This is a genomic window from Hymenobacter sp. IS2118, assembly GCF_000715495.1.
Taxonomy (GTDB): Bacteria; Bacteroidota; Bacteroidia; order Cytophagales; family Hymenobacteraceae; genus Hymenobacter.
The window spans coordinates 14,661-29,549 of sequence record NZ_JNLX01000129.1; the positions used below are offsets into that span (position 1 = coordinate 14,661).

The window sequence follows — 14,889 nt, forward strand, 5'->3', positions numbered from 1 at the left end:
AAAGCGTCGCTACCACCATTCTTTTTCCGGCGCCCCTGGCTGACGCACAACCGGCCGCGCCAAATGCAACGACTGGCTTAATCCCTGTTGGGACGCGCCGCCCTCACGTATTGTTTCGAAAACGCTTTCGCTGAAACAGCTGACGTCTCTTACTGAGGCCACCGGTGCAAACAGTGCGCAACACCGGACATTTCATTTGATTACTGGCCTTGTCAGCAGTATTTGAGCTACTTCACGGCTCGAAAGAAAATCTCCCAGACCAACATACTCCGGACGCTGCGGGGTTGGTGTAAATATCAAATCTGAGAACTCATTATGAAATACATAACTATTCATCTCAACCCCATCTTTCTTGACAAAAGTTACTATTACTTGCCATTGCCCCGGAATACCGCCATCGCCGGCCTCTTGCGCACGCATTCTTTTATAGGCGGTAATCAGCTTCGAAATGGTAGCTGGGTTATTGATAATAATATCTTTGCTTACCAATGAGTTACCTTTTTCGTACGGTGACAGCACTACATACCTGACGTTGCTATTTAATTCAACAATCAGTGATTTTTGCGCCGCAATACAGTTTGCGGTGCTTACAAAACCGTAAATCTGTACAATTAATAGTGCGATTATAAACGTAGGAGCCAAAATTTTAAGCGCCTTCCATTTTTGCTCTTCTAACAAATATTTCATCGCCATATCCTGTGAAATGTTGCGCCTGCTTTGAATTACTCCAATACCATCTTATAGTGCTGAATGTTAGCTTCCTCAAACATTTCACCTTCTTTCCGGAAGCCGTGCCGCTCGTAGAACGGGATGGCGCGCAGCTGCGCATTCAGGTACACTTCGGCATCGGGCAGCTCGGCTTGCACGTCGGCCAGCACGGCGTGGAGCAGGGCGGCGCCAATTTCCTGGTTGCGGAAGACTTCGAGCACCGCGAAGCGCTCCAGTTTCACGCCGTGGTCGGTTTCGCGCCAGCGGGCGGCACCGGCGGGCATGCCGTCGGCGGTGCGGGCCAGGTAGTGGCGGGCGTCGGTGCGGTCGTGGTTGTCGTTTTCGAGGGTGGCGGGCACGCCCTGGCCCATCACAAATACGGTTTCGCGGATGGTGAAAGCGGCGTCGAGGTCGCGCAGGTCGGTGATGCGGAAGGCGGTAGCGGGCATGTGAGGTAAGCTTTAGCTTGCCGGCTGGAGTGGGCCGGAAGTGCTACAAAGATGCGGTGGCGGCCTCTTGTTACCCTATAGCACTGCGGCATCAGCGAAAGCCTCCCACGTAAATGAGCATGAAAAAGCCCTGACAATCCGCCAGGGCTCATTCAATGCACAACTATTTTCCAAACGCTTACAGCGGCTGCTCGTGGTTCACGGGCAGCTCGGGCGGCGATGACTCGGGTTGCTGCTGCTGCTCCAGCAGGCGACGCTCGTGGCGCTCGTCGCGACGGATGGTACCGCTTTGCTGCGCCTGCCGGGACGTTTCCTCGGTATCGAATTTGTCGTACGCCTCCACGATTTCCTTCACGAGGCGGTGGCGCACTACGTCTTCCGACGTCATTTCGACGTAGCCGATGCCTTGCACGTTTTTCAGAATATCCATCGCCTGCATCAGGCCCGATTTCTGGCGGGTGGGCAGGTCAATCTGGCTGCGGTCGCCGTTCACCATCACCTTGGCGGTGGGGCCCATGCGGGTCAGAAACATCTTAATCTGGCTCGGCGTGGTGTTTTGGGCCTCGTCGAGCAGCACAAAGGCGTTGTTCAGCGTCCGGCCGCGCATGTAGGCCAGCGGGGCGATTTCGATGATTTTATTCTCCTGATAGAACTTCAGCTTCTCGGCTGGAATCATGTCTTCCAGGGCGTCGTAAATCGGGCGCAGGTAGGGGTCCACCTTCTCCTTCATGTCGCCGGGCAGGAAACCCAGGCTTTCGCCGGCCTCCACCACGGGGCGCGAGATGATGATTTTTTTCACCTCCTTATTCTTAAGCGCCCGCACGGCCAGGGCCACCGAAATGTAGGTTTTGCCGGTCCCAGCCGGTCCCAGCGTAAAAGTCAGGTCGTGGGCCATCACGGTATCGACCAGCTTTTGCTGATTGGGCGTTTTGGCTTTGATGACCCCGCCCTTGGCTCCGAACAAAATCACGTCGGGCGAGGCGGCCAGCACGCGGCCCTCGGCCTCCTCGCTGGTGGCGGAGAGGTATTGATTAACCGTTTTGTCGGTAATCTGCCCGTACTGGTGGTAGTGCTCGATGAGGGAGGATAGCAGGTCGTTGATGCGGGCGATGACTTCGGTCTGGCCCTGGATTTTTATTTCATTGCCCCGGCTGATGATTTTCGAGCCCGGAAAAGCTGCGGCCAGCTGGCGAATGTTCTGATTGTCCGGGCCCAGGAAATCGACCAGGGACATGTTTTCGAGGATGATGATTTTTTCGACCAAGTGGGAAGAGAGGGGGAAAAGAGGGATAGCAACAAAAAACAGCCTGTTTTCAGCCTAAACCGGCTACTTTTGCCAGGGTTCAGGCGAATGAACAATACTACGAAAAACTACCGAACGAAGGCATGGCGCTGATAACACTGCTGACAGATTTTGGCTACCGCGACCACTACGTGGCGGCGCTGAAAGCCCGACTCTGGCAGCTGGCACCCACCACCCAAGTGGTAGACATCAGCCACGGCGTCGAGCCCTTCAACATCGCGCACGCCGTTCACGTTCTCCAATCGGTATTTCGGGATTTTCCCGTTGGCACGGTGCACGTCATCGGCGTGGCCGACCACGGGGCCGGCCCCGAGCCGGGCTGGCTGGCCGCCGAGCTGGAAGGCCATTACTTCGTGACCGCCGACAACGGCATTCTGGCCCTGCTGGCCAACGGCACGCCCGAAAACCTGGTGGCGCTGCCGGCCGCCGTCACGGCCTCGCCCACCCGCGACGTGCTGCTGCCCGCCGCCGTGGCCCTGGCCCAGGGCCAGCCGCTGCGCGCCCTCGGGCCGGCTGTGGCCACGCAGCACCAGCTCAACAACCGCCAGCTGCGCCTGCAGGACCACCGCATTACCGGGCACGTGGCCCATGTGGACCACTACGGCAACCTCGTTACCAACATTTCGCGCACGGCGGTGGAGGCCGTGGGCCACGGCCGACCGCTGGCCGTGCACTTTGGCCGCGATGTGGTGCGCGAGCTGCACCCGCATTTCTCGGCCGTGCCACCCGGCGAGGCCGTGGTGATGTTCAACAGCCAGCATTATCTGTGTCTGGCTATTTGCCAGGGCAACGCCTCCGAGCTGCTGGGGTTGAATTTTGATTCGCAGATAGACGTGCGCTTCGCGGCAGAATAGTCGGCTGCTATGGTGAGCGTAGCGGCACGCGGCAGCAAGTGCCGCTAATCCATCCTGCAAAAGCGCCCAATACTGCGACGTGTTAAATCCCAGCTTCGCATTAGCTGCCCTCTTGAAATAAGAAATTCCGGCGGGTTCATAACCAACAAAAACCCCCATCACTGCGCAGTGATGGGGATTTTTGCATTACTCAGCTGCTTGCTACCGAGGAACGGATTAACTCCGGTTTCCGGCGGGCACCAGCCTTATTTCAACGCGCCTTTGAGGTCGCTCACGGCCAGGCTTTGGGCTGCTTTTGCTTCCGGTACCACGGCGGCCATACCGAAGAATTCGTGCGTGGTTCCATCGTAAAGCTGGTAGTTGGTTTTTACGCCGGCGGCAGTAAGCTTGTCGGCCAGGGTTTTGCCTTCGCTTTTCAGCGGGTCGTAATCAGCCCCGATAATGGTGGTAGGCGGCAGGCCCTTCAAGTTGGCGTTCACCAGGTCGATGAGCGGGTTTTTGCCATCGGCGGGCGAACGCAGGTAGTTCTTGAAGAACCACGCCATGCCAGCTTTGTTGAGCGGTGCCGTTTCGGTATTGGCCTGGTAAGAGGGCGTAGTCAGGTCGTAGCCGGCAATGGGGTACACCAGCACCTGGTACTTGGGCAGGGCCACTTTTTTGTCGCGGGCCATCATGCTCACGGCACAGGCCAGGCCACCGCCGGCGCTTTCGCCCACCACGGCCACCTTGTTGGGGTCTGCTTTAATACTGGCCGCGTTTTTCAGCACCCACTGGTAGGCGGCGAAGGAGTCGTTGTGGGCCGTGGGAAACTTATGCTCCGGGCCCTGGCGGTAGTCCACCGACACCACCACGGCCCCGGTTTTTTCGCACAGCGCCTGGGTAGAAGCGCCGTATGTATCCAGATTGGCAATTACCCAGCCGCCGCCGTGGTAGTACACGAGCACCGGGTACGGCGCCGTGCCACCCTTGGGCGTATAGATGCGGGCCTTCACGCCGGGCGCCACGGTCTGGCTCATGGTATCGCAGTTCATAGGCGGCACGGGGATGTTGCTGGCGCGCATCTGCTTCATGGCGGCATCGGCCGGGCTGGGCTGTTTGCGGGCCTGCACAGCGGTGAGCTCAGGCAAGGGCTTGTTGTTGAAGCTCATCAGCTGCTCGATAACGGCCTGCATCTCGGGCTTGAGGTTGGGACCCCAGGTGGGCGTGGGGCCGGTGGGCGTGACTTCTCCGCCGCCAGCATTCGCCGTTACGGCCATGCTATCGGAGGCGACATTGGTTGCTTCCGACACGACGGTGGCAGTTCTGTCGGCTTCGGTGGCGGTGGGCTGGCTGTTGCAGCTACTCAGGAGCAGGCCACCGACTATTGCGCAGGCGAGCGGCGGGAGAAATCTATTTTTCATAAAAACGGGTGCTTGGCGAATTGAAAGAAATGAGTTAAGTGCAAATGCTTACGGAGAACTGAATCCAGAGTTAGCGCTATTGCACTTTATGACGCTTTTTTAGAATGGCTACTTGCTGGCGCATTTTTTCGAGTCGCGCGGGGTAGAAATCAGTTCACGGCAAGTGTTTTTCGGTTTTTTTCATCATTCGATTTTAGGTTTATATTTTTTCAATAAACTAACGGAATTGACTCATAATCTTTCATTTATATTATGCTTTCAGTTAACTGCCGGGTAAATTTGTAGCTGAATTTAAAAAACTACCCTAATTCAAAATGAGAAGAATCTACGCTCTCGCACTACTGCTGGCGGTGCTACTGGGCATTCGGCCAGCAGCTGCCCAAACCACTTCCAAAAAGATAGTTCTTCAGGCCTTTTGGTGGGATTATTATAATGACACCTACCGCTTCAAGTGGGCCGACTACATTACGGAGCTGGCCCCGCGCCTGAAGAGCCTGGGCATTGACGCGGTGTGGATTCCGCCCACGCCCAAAAACAAGAACGCCACCAACGACGTGGGCTACTCGCCCTTCGACCACTACGACCTGGGCGACAAGTACCAGAAAGGCGACGCCCGCACCCGCTTCGGCTCAAAGGACGAGTTTTTGCGCATGGTGGCGGTGCTGCATGCCAACGGCATCGAGGTTATTCAGGACGTGGTGCTCAACCACGTGGACGGAGCCGGCGCCACTGACGGCGCGGGTGGGCAGGACCCGGACAGCTACTCCATGCAAAGCAACGGCGGCTTCAAGTCCTTCCGCTACGCGTCGTTTGGCACGCCCCTGCCCCAGACGGACCCCGAAACCGCGGCCGAGTACCTGAGCCGCCGGGGCCGCTGGTCGAAAAACTACACCAACTTTCACCCGCACCTGGGGCACAACAGCACTTCCGGGGCGCTGGCCGAACCGTTGTTCGGGCCGGATTTCTGCTTTGGCGACGATGGCGGCAACGATGGCTACGGTGGGCTGAGCGGCGCCATCACCAGCCAGTTTGCCAACGCCTACAACCCCACCCAGAGCAGCGGCTACTCGCGCAACCAGGCCCGCAACTGGATAGTGTGGATGAAGAAACAAACCGGCGTGGATGGCTTTCGCTGGGATGCCGTGAAGCATTTCTCCTACGCCGTGCAGCAGGATTTGAGCTTCAACCTGAAGTACAACGCCGGCTGGGCCAGCGGCGGCGAAACCATGTTCAACGTGGGCGAGTACGTGGGCAACAAGGGCGAGCTCGACGGCTACACCACCACCGTGAACAGCCAGAACGGCGGCAGCGACTTCCTGTTTGGCACCTTTGACTTTAGCCTGCGCGAGGGGCTCTACAGCATGGTATACAGCAACGGGGGCTTCGACATGGGCAACCTGCCCAGCCGCCAGCAAAACCAGCGCGTGGCCTACTATGGCGCGTCCAATACCTACGTGCACCGCACGGTGCCCTTCGTGAACAACCACGACACCTTCCGGCCGCAGGTGAGCAGCACCGGCAACTACACCGGCTGGAACTCGGGCAGCGAGCTGGCCCCGCACATCGACCCGTTTGAGCCCCGGCTTTCGGCGGCCTACGCCGTGGCGCTGTCGATGGACGGCTCGCCGCAAATTTTCTTCGAAGACTTATTTAACATCGGCGGCACCGGCAAGCGCTTCAACCACGTGCCCACCAACACCACCGACCTGCCCGTGCGCAGCGACCTGGAAAACCTCATCTGGTGCCACCAGAACCTGCACTTCAAAGACGGTGCCTACAAGGTGCGCTACCAGGCGCAGGACCACCTCGTGATTGAGCGCAGCAACAAGGCCCTCATCGGCGTGAACGACCAGTTCGATAACTGGCAGAACAACGACGTGCAGACCGACTTTGCCGTCGGCACTCGCCTGCGCGACTACTCGGGAGCCAACGGCAACGACATTAAGACGGTGTACCAGGGCAACGACGGCAATAAGTACGTCAACATCAACACGCCGCCCTGCAATGGCTCAGCGGCCCAGGGCCGGCGTGGCTACTCGGTGTGGGCCCCCGAAAACCAGGGCTCTACTTACGTGCCGCGCCGCGAAACGCAAACCACCCAGGAGTGGGAAATGGCCGACGACCTCGGCGACCTGCACTGCGGCAGCCTGGGCCAGGGCGGCGCCCTGCCCGGCAACTCCACCAACTCGCGCGTGGCGGGCAAGATTTACGTGCAGGCCGGCACCCCGATTAGCTACGACCTGTTTCCGGGCAGCAGCCCCAACAACCACAGCCTCACCATCGGGCTGTTTGACCTGCGGGGCAACCAGCTCAGCAGCGCCAGTGGCGCGTCGGACATCAACGGCTTCTTCACGCCTGCCTTCACGGGCTGGTACGTGCTCAAGGTGCGCAATACCTTCGCCACCGACCCCGGCCAGAACTGCTTCGTGAAGGTGAGCTACACGGCCCCGACGGCCGTAGACACCCGCGCGGCCGTGCAGCCCCGCAACACCGTGGCCATCTGGACGGGCAATAACAACTCGGCCGACCCCAGCGACTGCCGCAACTGGGAGAATGGCGTGGAGCCCTCCCCCGCTACCGACGTGCTGGTACCGGCCGGCACCAGCTTCGTGCCCCTGCTGAACACGGGCACCCTGGCTGGCCGCAACCTCATCGTGGAGGCTGGCGCCAGCCTCACCCTGGCTGCCGGCACCACCCTGGAGCTCAGCGGCGACCTCACGGTGGCCGGCACGCTGAACGGCACCGGCACGCTGGAGCTCAACGGCAGCTTGCCGCAGCAGGTAACCAGTAATTTACCACTGGTTTTGAGCAAGCTGACCATCAACAACGCCGCTGGTGCACGCTTGCTCAGCTCCGTAAGCATCAGCGATGCCCTCACATTCACCGCCGGGCGCCTGCTCATCGGAAGCAACACCCTGACGCTGAGTGGTACGGCCAGCATTGTGGGCGCCACGGCCAGCCGCTACATTGTTACGCCCGATGTGGCAGCCTCGGGCAGCGGCGTGGTGCGAACCGTACCCACGGGCGGCGCATCGGTGGTTTTTCCGGTGGGCACGGCGGCCTTTTACGCGCCGGTCACCCTCAGCAACACCGGCGGCAGCAGCAGCTTTCGGGTGCGCACCTTTAGCGGGCTGTTCACCAATGGCACCAGTGGCACTGCTTTCGCCCGGCAGGCCGAATTTGTGAACCGGACCTGGGAAATTATTCCCGCATCGGGCACAGAGCCGGTAACGTCTGTGAGCCTGCAGTTCAATAACCTGGATAGAAATCCTGATTTTGACCTCAGCAGGGCCGGCCTTTACCGAAATGCGGGCGGCACCAGCGCCACCTGGACTTCTTTGGGCCGGGCTTCGATTAGCGGCAACGAACCCTACGTGGCTACCCTGACGGGCATTCGCTCATTTGGAGCCTTTGCCGTGGGCAACGTACCCACGCCGCTCCCCGTCACGCTCATCCGTTTCGATGCGGCTCGCACGGGGCAAGCCAGCGTGCGCCTGGCCTGGGCCACGGCTATGGAGCACAACAATGCCGGCTTCGACGTGGAGAAATCTGCCGATGGCCGCAGCTTCCGGCGCCTGACCACCGTGCCCGCCCGGGGCAACAACCAACCCGGCACATACCAGTACGACGACCTCAGCGCACACGCGGCGGCCTACTACCGGCTCCGCCAGCGCGACCTGGACGGGAGCACCACGTTCAGCCCCGCAGTTTATGTAAATGCTAATTTCAGCCCCTATTACGTGGCCCCCAACCCCAGCCAGGGCGGAACGGTGCACCTACTGGGTGGCCCCTCCCTGGCCGATGACGCGCCTCTGCGCCTCACCCTCAGCACCGTGCTGGGCCAGGTGCTGCTGGCCCCAGCGCCGGCCCCACGCGCCACGCTGGATGAGCAGCTTGGTGCCGCCTTGCGCAATGCCGCGCCGGGCCTCTACCTGCTCACGGTTTCCGGCCCCGATGGCCTGAGCCAGCGCGTGCGCGTGGTGCGGGAATAACCGCGTTTGCCATAGCACCAAAAACGCCAGGTCTCCGCGGAGGCCTGGCGTTTTTGGTTCAAGAAATGTCCGGCAGCATTTGTACCAATGCCTGAGCAGCAGTTCGCGGGCCGGAATTTGGGTTAATATGGAACGGCAGCTCCGGTGGTGTCGATGTCGACGGTTGTGGCCGTGCTATCGGAAGCTTCGTTGGTTTCGCTGGAGATGACCGTGGCCGTTTTATCAACTTCGGTGGCAGTGGGCTGGCTGTTGCAGCTGCTCAGCAGCAAGCCAGATACCAGAGCGGGGGCCAGAAGCCAGTTTATTTTAGCGGAGCGAAAGGAAATGCGTAGCATAAGAGCAGTTGGGAAATGGCGATGGTTTGAATTCATGGCCAACCTTTACGCTCCATTCCGTTCACGAGTTGGCATTTTTGCGTTTTCACAGTCCGCCCCCACCCCCTTCCCTACCCGTTGATTATGCTCATTCGAATTGTCCGCATGACCTTTGCGCCCGGGCAGGTGCCCGCTTTTTTGGCGCTTTTCCACGAATCCAAAAATCAGATTCGCCAGCAGCCCGGCTGCCGGCACCTGGCGCTGTGGCAGGATGCCGACAACCCCGCCATCTACTGCACTCACAGCCATTGGGACGATGTGGCGGCGCTCGACGCCTACCGGCGGTCGGTGCTCTTTGGCACGGTGTGGCCGGCCACCAAACGGCTTTTTGCCGCGCCGCCCGTGGCTTTTTCGGTGAATCCGGTGTTGTAGCCGTATTCCCTTCCTGACCACTCTTCGCATATGTCCTCCGATTACTTCGCCTTCTACGGCCTGCCCGAATCCTTCCGTCCCGACGCCGACGCCCTCAAGCGCCTGTACTACGCCAAAAGCCGCGAGACTCATCCCGATTTTCACGCCACGTCCTCACCCGAAAACCAGGCCGAGATGCTCCGGCTGGCCACCCTCAACACCGACGCCTATCGCACCCTGGCCGACCCCGACAAGCGCATGGCTTACATCCTGCGCCAGCATGGCCTGCTCGAAGAAGGCAAGCAAGAGCAGCTCCCACCCGATTTTCTGATGGACATGATGGACCTCAACGAGCAGCTCATGGACCTGGAAACCGCCCCTGACCCTACCGTAGTAGCTCAGGTAGCCGGCGAAGTGCAGGCAATTGCCGACACGCTGGACGCCAGCATCGAGCCCGTACTGATTGGCTATGAACAACTACCGAGTGAGCACCGGCCGGCCGGCCTCCAGCAAATCCGCACCTACTACCTAAAAAAGCGGTATCTGTTGCGCATCCAGCAGCAAGTTGCTACCTTTGCAGCCCGCTCCTGATACCGGCAGAGCGGAATAGTTCTAAACAAGCTCATCCTGCCCGGATGGCGGAACCGGTAGACGCGTTGGTCTCAAACACCAATATCGCAAGATGTGCCGGTTCGATTCCGGCTCCGGGTACTAGGAATTACCAACGGAAGGCCCTAAATACTGCTCTAGCGTACGCTAAAGCGGTTTTTAGGGCCTTTTTGCGTCCGGAGCTTTTGGCATTTACACTCATTTACGGCCGCATTTGTGCTACCAAATCTGCTACCAAAAAATGACTGTAAAATTCGTCCTCCGAGAAGACAAAACCGACAAGAACGGGCTGGTGCCGGTGTTCCTCAACGCCAACTTTGAAGGGCTGCGGCTGCAGTGCTTCACGCGGGAAAAGTGCCTGCCCAAGGAATGGAACCCCGACAAACAGCGGTTCCGGAAAGCGAAAGCCGGTGCTGATGAAGCCAACAATGTACTGGAAGCCATTGCTGAGCGCGTGCAAAAGCGCTACCGGGACTTGCGCACGGCCGGCATCCCTCCTACCCTGGCCCTCATACGCGACGTGGTTAATCCGGCCGCGGCCAGGCCCGAGCTGGGCATGGTCGAGGCCATGACGGCGTTTATCGAGGTGTTGCGCGGGCGGGGCTATGCCTTCCATACGGTGCGGCACTACAACACGGCCCGCAATCATTTGGCCACGTTCCTGACCACAAAGCGGCGCAAGAAAATAAGCCTGGCCGAGTACGACGGGGCCATGCACGACGACTTTGTCAAGTACCTGCGCACCACCTGCGGGCTGGGGGCCAACGGCATTTATTCCATCGTGAAAGACCTGAAAACGTTTCTGCGCCATTCGCAGGATGAGCGGCAGCAGGCGCTGGGGGTGGAATTGAAGCGCGTCGAGGTGCGCTACACCGACCAGGCCAAAACCTACCTCACGGGGGCCGACATTGCGGCGCTGGTGGCGGTGAAGCTGCCGGCGACCCTCGCGCCGGCGCGGGACGTGTTTTTGTTTTGCTGCTACACGGGACTGCGGTATTCCGACGTGGCGGCGCTGCACGGCGGCAATTTGCACGGCCTCGGGGCGAATGGGACCGGTGACCGGGTGCTTCGGCTGGTGCAAACCAAGACGCGGGCCACGGTGAGCATTTACCTGAGCCGGCTGGCGGCGGAAATCCTGGACCGGTACGCCGCGCCGGAGCGGTCGGGTGACGGCGCCAAGCTGTTGCCCGTGCTGGCTAACCAGCCGATGAATCGATACCTGAAGAAAATCACGCAGCTGGCGGGGCTGACGCGCCTGGTGGAAGTGGTGGGCACGGCCGGCGGCCGGGTGGTGAAAGAAGCGGTGCCGCTGCATGAGATGGTGACAATGCACACCGCCCGCCATACGTTCGCGGTGCAAAGCCTGCTGCGCGGGATGCCGGTGGCAGTGTTGCAGCGCGTGATGGGCCACACCAAGATTCAAAACACCATGCGGTATGCGCAGGTGGTAGAAGAGCTGCAGCACCAAGCCATGCGGGCGGCCTGGGACGAGCCAACTACTACAGCGATTGATGCGCTGCCGGATGGGGCGGTCTGCTCGGTGATGACAGCAGCCTAACTTGATTCGCTACAGCAAAAAAGCCCGGTCGGAAAGGATTCCGCTCCGGGCTTTTTACTTCACCACCTGATTACGGAGTATAGGGGCGGAATAGGCTCCGAATACGGGCGGAGGTGGGGAAAAGGTGGGGCGGGGCCTAGTGGTTGAGCGCCGCGGATACCTCGGCTTCATCGAGGCCGGTGAGGCGGCAGAAGTCTTGGACGGAGACGAGGGCACCGGCGGGCTTGCCGGCGGCCTGGCGGGCACGGCGCACGAGCCGCTTGGCGGCGTCGTAGCTGCGGCCGGTGAGGAGGGCCACGTCTTTGGGATATAGGCAGATGCGCGGCATGGGGGTATGAGAGAGCAAACCGGGCTTAGCTGGGCACCCGACTTGATTGTACAAAAATAGTAGATGAATTTTGGTTCAACATCCAGCAGCACGAACGTAGTGGGCGCTGGGATGCACTTTCATCATCAAACTATTTTTTACTCATGGCACAACAAACTGGAATTCTTGGGATTCGGGGGACAGTGGGCGGGCTGGTCTTCCGGAAGGACGGCAGCATCTCGCAGAAGCCGGCTAGCAACCGGGCAGCCTTTCAATCGGCACCGGGCCTGGCGCGGACCCGCGAAAACGCGGCTGAATTTGGCCTCTCGGCGAAGTACAGCAAGCTGCTGCGCGACTCGCTGCGCGTAGCCATTGCCTCGGCCAGCGACAGCCGGCTGGCCTCGCGGCTGACCAAAGCAATGCGGGAAGTTATCGGCCTGGACGACACCAACGACCGGGGCCAGCGCGTGTTCGACTCTTCGAACTCGGCTCCGCTGCTCGGCTTCAACTTCAACGCCGGCGCGGGCATCGGGCAAACGATGTACTTCCCGTATGAAGTGACAGGCGCAGGTGCGGACGTCACGATGACCATTCCGGCGCTGAATCCGGCTTCGGACATTGCGGCTCCGCAGGGCACAACGCACTTTGAGCTGGTGTTCGCGGCCTCGTCGCTGGACATGGAGATGCTGACCTTCACCAACGCCGTGGTGGCCGCTCCGCTGGGCATTCTGCCCGTGAACAGCCCGGCCCTGGTGAACCAGACGCTGGTGGCCAGCTTCCCGGCCGCTCCTGCGGATGCGAACCTGGTGGTCGGCGTGGTGGGCATCAACTTCTACCAGCAAGTGAACGGCAAGTTCTACCCGCTCAACAATAACAGCACTAACCCGCTGGCGATTGAGTACGTGGCCTAAGCGTAGCAAGTGGCACGAAACGGCCAGCCACACCGGCTGGCCGTTTTTTCTTCCCTTACCCCTCTCCTTCCCATGGCACTTACTGGCTACCAGCTGCAGTATAAGCGGCGCATGAAAAAGGCCCTGGCCTTGCGGGCCAAGGCTGACCGGCAGGCCCGTTTCCTGGTGGCCCGGCTGGCCACGGTGCTGACGCTAGGCGAAACGGCGGCCGACCATATCGGGCGGATTAACACCCTATATGGGACGAGCATGAGCCTGCGCACTGATTTGATAGACGGCTACCGAATGGCCGGCACGGCGGCAGCGCTGAATCAGGTGGCGGCGGCCAGCCTGGGCGGGGCACCGGCGGCGGTGTTCGTCAACCTGGCGGCCAATGCGGGCGGGGCGATGCTGCCGCCCGATGCTGACCTGGATTAAGTCTTTCTTTTCACCCTCAAATTTTTCTCACTATGGCACTTACTGCCTATCAACAGCAATTTAAGCGGCGCATGAAGCGCGCCATCAGCCTGCGGGCCAAAGCCGACCAGAAGGCCCGGCGCTATACCCAACTCCTGGCGGATGCCATCGGCGCGGCCGAGGACGCGGCCATGCAGATGAACGAAATCAACCAGCTCTACAACGTGGACGTGAGCACCTACACGCTGCTCATGCAGGCGCTGCACGCCAACAGCGGGCAGGAAGTGCTGGTTGACCACTTGGCGCAAAGCACGCCCGGCGAAGAAGTGGTTATATTCAACCAGGTGCCGGATGGCAACGGTGGGCAGCCGCTACCGGCCAACCCGCTGTTCGGGGAGTTGGTGGTTAGGATGCCGGCACCATCGGAAGGGCTGAGGTGGTCTAGCTAAGGCGGACAGAAGAAGGACGTATATTTCTTCTGTGATGACAGCTAAAAAGAGCGGAACGTCGCCCGATAAACGACGCAAATACGACGAGGCGTTCAAGGCTGAGGCCCTGCGCCTGGCCAGCGAGAGCCGCAGCACCCAGTCGGCGGCCCGTCAGTTAGGCATCAGCCCCAAGTTGCTCTACCGCTGGCAGCAGGCCCAGGTAGTAGCTGAGGTCGGCAGCGTGGAGGTCGCCCGCGACCCGGAGGTGCGCGCCCTGCGCGCTCGCTTGAAGCGGGCCGAGCAGGAGCTCGATATTTTAAAAAAAGCCTTGGTCATCTTTGGCCAGCCGACCCGGTGAGCACCTACCAGCACATCGCCCAGCGGGCCAGTCAGGTGCCGGTACGCTCCCTCTGCCAAGTGCTCGGCGTGGCCCCGGCCGCCTATTACGCGTGGCAGCGCCGCCAGCAGGTGCCGGCGGTCGAGCCGGCCTGGCAAGTGGCCGTGCGCGAGGCATTTGCCTACCACAGCCAGCGGTATGGCACCCGCCGGCTGCGCGTGGAAGTACAAGCCGACGGCCATCGGGTGGGGCGTTGGCGCATCCGACGCGTGCTCAAAGCGCACGGCCTGCGCGCGCAGCAGCCCCGTTCGTTTGTGCCCCGCACCACCGACTCGGACCCGGCCGTCCAAGCTGCTCCCAACCGCTTGCTCGGCCAGCCGGCCCCCACCGCCCCCAACCGGGTGTGGGTCGGCGACATTACCTACTTGCCCCGCCAGGGCGGAGGCTGGCTCTACCTGGCCGTGTGGCTGGACCGCTGCTCGCGCAAAGTCGTGGGCTGGGACGTGCGCGAAACCATGCCCGAAGACCTGGTCAGCGAGGCCCTGCGGCGGGCGCTGGCCGTGCGCCGGCCCCCGGCGGGCCTCATCGTGCATTCCGACCAGGGTAGTCAGTACCGGGCCACCCGGTTTAAGGACTTACTAGCGCGCCACGGCGCGCAGCAAAGCATGAGCCGGCGCGGCAACTGCTACGACAATGCGCACGCTGAATCGTTTTGGAGTCGCTTCAAAGCCGAACTACTCGACGGCGGCCGCTTCTCCGGGCTGGAAGAAGCCCGGCTCGAAATCAGCCACCACATCGCCTACTACAACGCCGAACGCCGCCACTCGGCTCTCGGGTACCTCGCCCCGAACCACTTCGAAACCCACCTTCAAACCACGTCCCAATTGTGTCCAGCTTAGCTAGACCACCTCA

The 14,889-nt window shown here is 60.7% G+C and carries 16 protein-coding genes and 1 tRNA gene; 11 read left to right on the top strand and 6 right to left on the bottom strand.

What is annotated here, in order from left to right; all coding sequences use genetic code 11:
* Positions 1–192 precede the first annotated feature (192 nt).
* From GM79_RS11515 to GM79_RS11525, 3 genes are all read right to left on the bottom strand, one after another.
* Positions 193–693 carry a hypothetical protein gene (locus GM79_RS11515; protein ID WP_035563941.1) on the bottom strand — a complete coding sequence of 167 codons (501 nt, stop codon included), beginning with the start codon at positions 691–693 and terminating at the stop codon, positions 193–195.
* A gap of 29 nt (positions 694–722) precedes the next feature.
* Positions 723–1,157, bottom strand: coding sequence for a GNAT family N-acetyltransferase (locus tag GM79_RS11520; protein WP_035563944.1), 435 nt, complete (start codon positions 1,155–1,157; stop codon positions 723–725).
* Between the two features lie 178 nt (positions 1,158–1,335).
* Positions 1,336–2,421, bottom strand: coding sequence for a PhoH family protein (locus tag GM79_RS11525; protein ID WP_051718809.1), 1,086 nt, complete (start codon positions 2,419–2,421; stop codon positions 1,336–1,338).
* Positions 2,422–2,543: 122 nt separating this feature from the next.
* Here GM79_RS11525 and GM79_RS11530 point away from each other — a divergent pair, with 122 nt between their 5' ends.
* Positions 2,544–3,314, top strand: coding sequence for an S-adenosyl-l-methionine hydroxide adenosyltransferase family protein (locus tag GM79_RS11530; RefSeq protein ID WP_035563947.1), 771 nt, complete (start codon positions 2,544–2,546; stop codon positions 3,312–3,314).
* 245 nt (positions 3,315–3,559) lie between these two features.
* On the opposite strand, the gene GM79_RS11535 is transcribed toward GM79_RS11530, so the two are convergent.
* On the bottom strand, positions 3,560–4,714 hold the full coding sequence (locus GM79_RS11535) for an alpha/beta hydrolase (RefSeq protein WP_035563950.1): 1,155 nt from the start codon (positions 4,712–4,714) through the stop codon (positions 3,560–3,562).
* 314 nt (positions 4,715–5,028) lie between these two features.
* Between GM79_RS11535 and GM79_RS11540 the strand changes: the two genes are divergently transcribed.
* Positions 5,029–8,706, top strand: a complete 3,678-nt coding sequence (locus GM79_RS11540; protein ID WP_081867711.1) for an alpha-amylase domain-containing protein — start codon at positions 5,029–5,031, stop codon at positions 8,704–8,706.
* Between the two features lie 122 nt (positions 8,707–8,828).
* On the opposite strand, the gene GM79_RS11545 is transcribed toward GM79_RS11540, so the two are convergent.
* Complete coding sequence (locus GM79_RS11545; protein WP_035563956.1) at positions 8,829–9,041, bottom strand: hypothetical protein; 213 nt, start codon at positions 9,039–9,041, stop codon at positions 8,829–8,831.
* Between the two features lie 123 nt (positions 9,042–9,164).
* Between GM79_RS11545 and GM79_RS11550 the strand changes: the two genes are divergently transcribed.
* The 4 genes from GM79_RS11550 (at position 9,165) to GM79_RS11565 (ending at position 11,598) form a co-directional block, all read left to right on the top strand.
* Positions 9,165–9,452: a putative quinol monooxygenase gene (locus tag GM79_RS11550; protein ID WP_035564000.1), complete on the top strand. Its 288-nt coding sequence runs from the start codon at positions 9,165–9,167 to the stop codon at positions 9,450–9,452.
* 30 nt (positions 9,453–9,482) lie between these two features.
* Entirely contained in the window at positions 9,483–10,022 is a 540-nt protein-coding gene (locus tag GM79_RS11555) for an iron-sulfur cluster co-chaperone HscB C-terminal domain-containing protein (protein ID WP_035563960.1), read from the top strand.
* 38 nt (positions 10,023–10,060) lie between these two features.
* Positions 10,061–10,142, top strand: a tRNA-Leu gene (locus GM79_RS11560).
* Positions 10,143–10,281: 139 nt separating this feature from the next.
* Positions 10,282–11,598 (top strand): site-specific integrase, encoded by a 1,317-nt coding sequence (locus GM79_RS11565; protein ID WP_081867712.1) that lies wholly within the window; start codon positions 10,282–10,284, stop codon positions 11,596–11,598.
* 136 nt (positions 11,599–11,734) lie between these two features.
* Here the strand turns inward: GM79_RS11565 and GM79_RS11570 are convergent, their stop codons facing one another.
* On the bottom strand, positions 11,735–11,926 hold the full coding sequence (locus GM79_RS11570) for a hypothetical protein (protein ID WP_035563966.1): 192 nt from the start codon (positions 11,924–11,926) through the stop codon (positions 11,735–11,737).
* A 143-nt stretch (positions 11,927–12,069) separates the two neighbouring features.
* Between GM79_RS11570 and GM79_RS11575 the strand changes: the two genes are divergently transcribed.
* The 5 genes from GM79_RS11575 (at position 12,070) to GM79_RS11595 (ending at position 14,876) form a co-directional block, all read left to right on the top strand.
* Entirely contained in the window at positions 12,070–12,816 is a 747-nt protein-coding gene (locus GM79_RS11575; protein ID WP_035563969.1) for a hypothetical protein, read from the top strand.
* Positions 12,817–12,888: 72 nt separating this feature from the next.
* On the top strand, positions 12,889–13,233 hold the full coding sequence (locus GM79_RS11580) for a hypothetical protein (protein ID WP_035563973.1): 345 nt from the start codon (positions 12,889–12,891) through the stop codon (positions 13,231–13,233).
* A gap of 32 nt (positions 13,234–13,265) precedes the next feature.
* Positions 13,266–13,661, top strand: a complete 396-nt coding sequence (locus GM79_RS11585) for a hypothetical protein (protein WP_152559964.1) — start codon at positions 13,266–13,268, stop codon at positions 13,659–13,661.
* A gap of 34 nt (positions 13,662–13,695) precedes the next feature.
* Positions 13,696–13,998, top strand: a complete 303-nt coding sequence (locus GM79_RS11590) for a transposase (RefSeq protein ID WP_035559892.1) — start codon at positions 13,696–13,698, stop codon at positions 13,996–13,998.
* On the top strand, positions 13,995–14,876 hold the full coding sequence (locus tag GM79_RS11595; RefSeq protein ID WP_051718507.1) for an IS3 family transposase: 882 nt from the start codon (positions 13,995–13,997) through the stop codon (positions 14,874–14,876). The genes GM79_RS11590 and GM79_RS11595 overlap by 4 nt, the downstream gene beginning before the upstream one ends.
* Positions 14,877–14,889 lie beyond the last annotated feature (13 nt).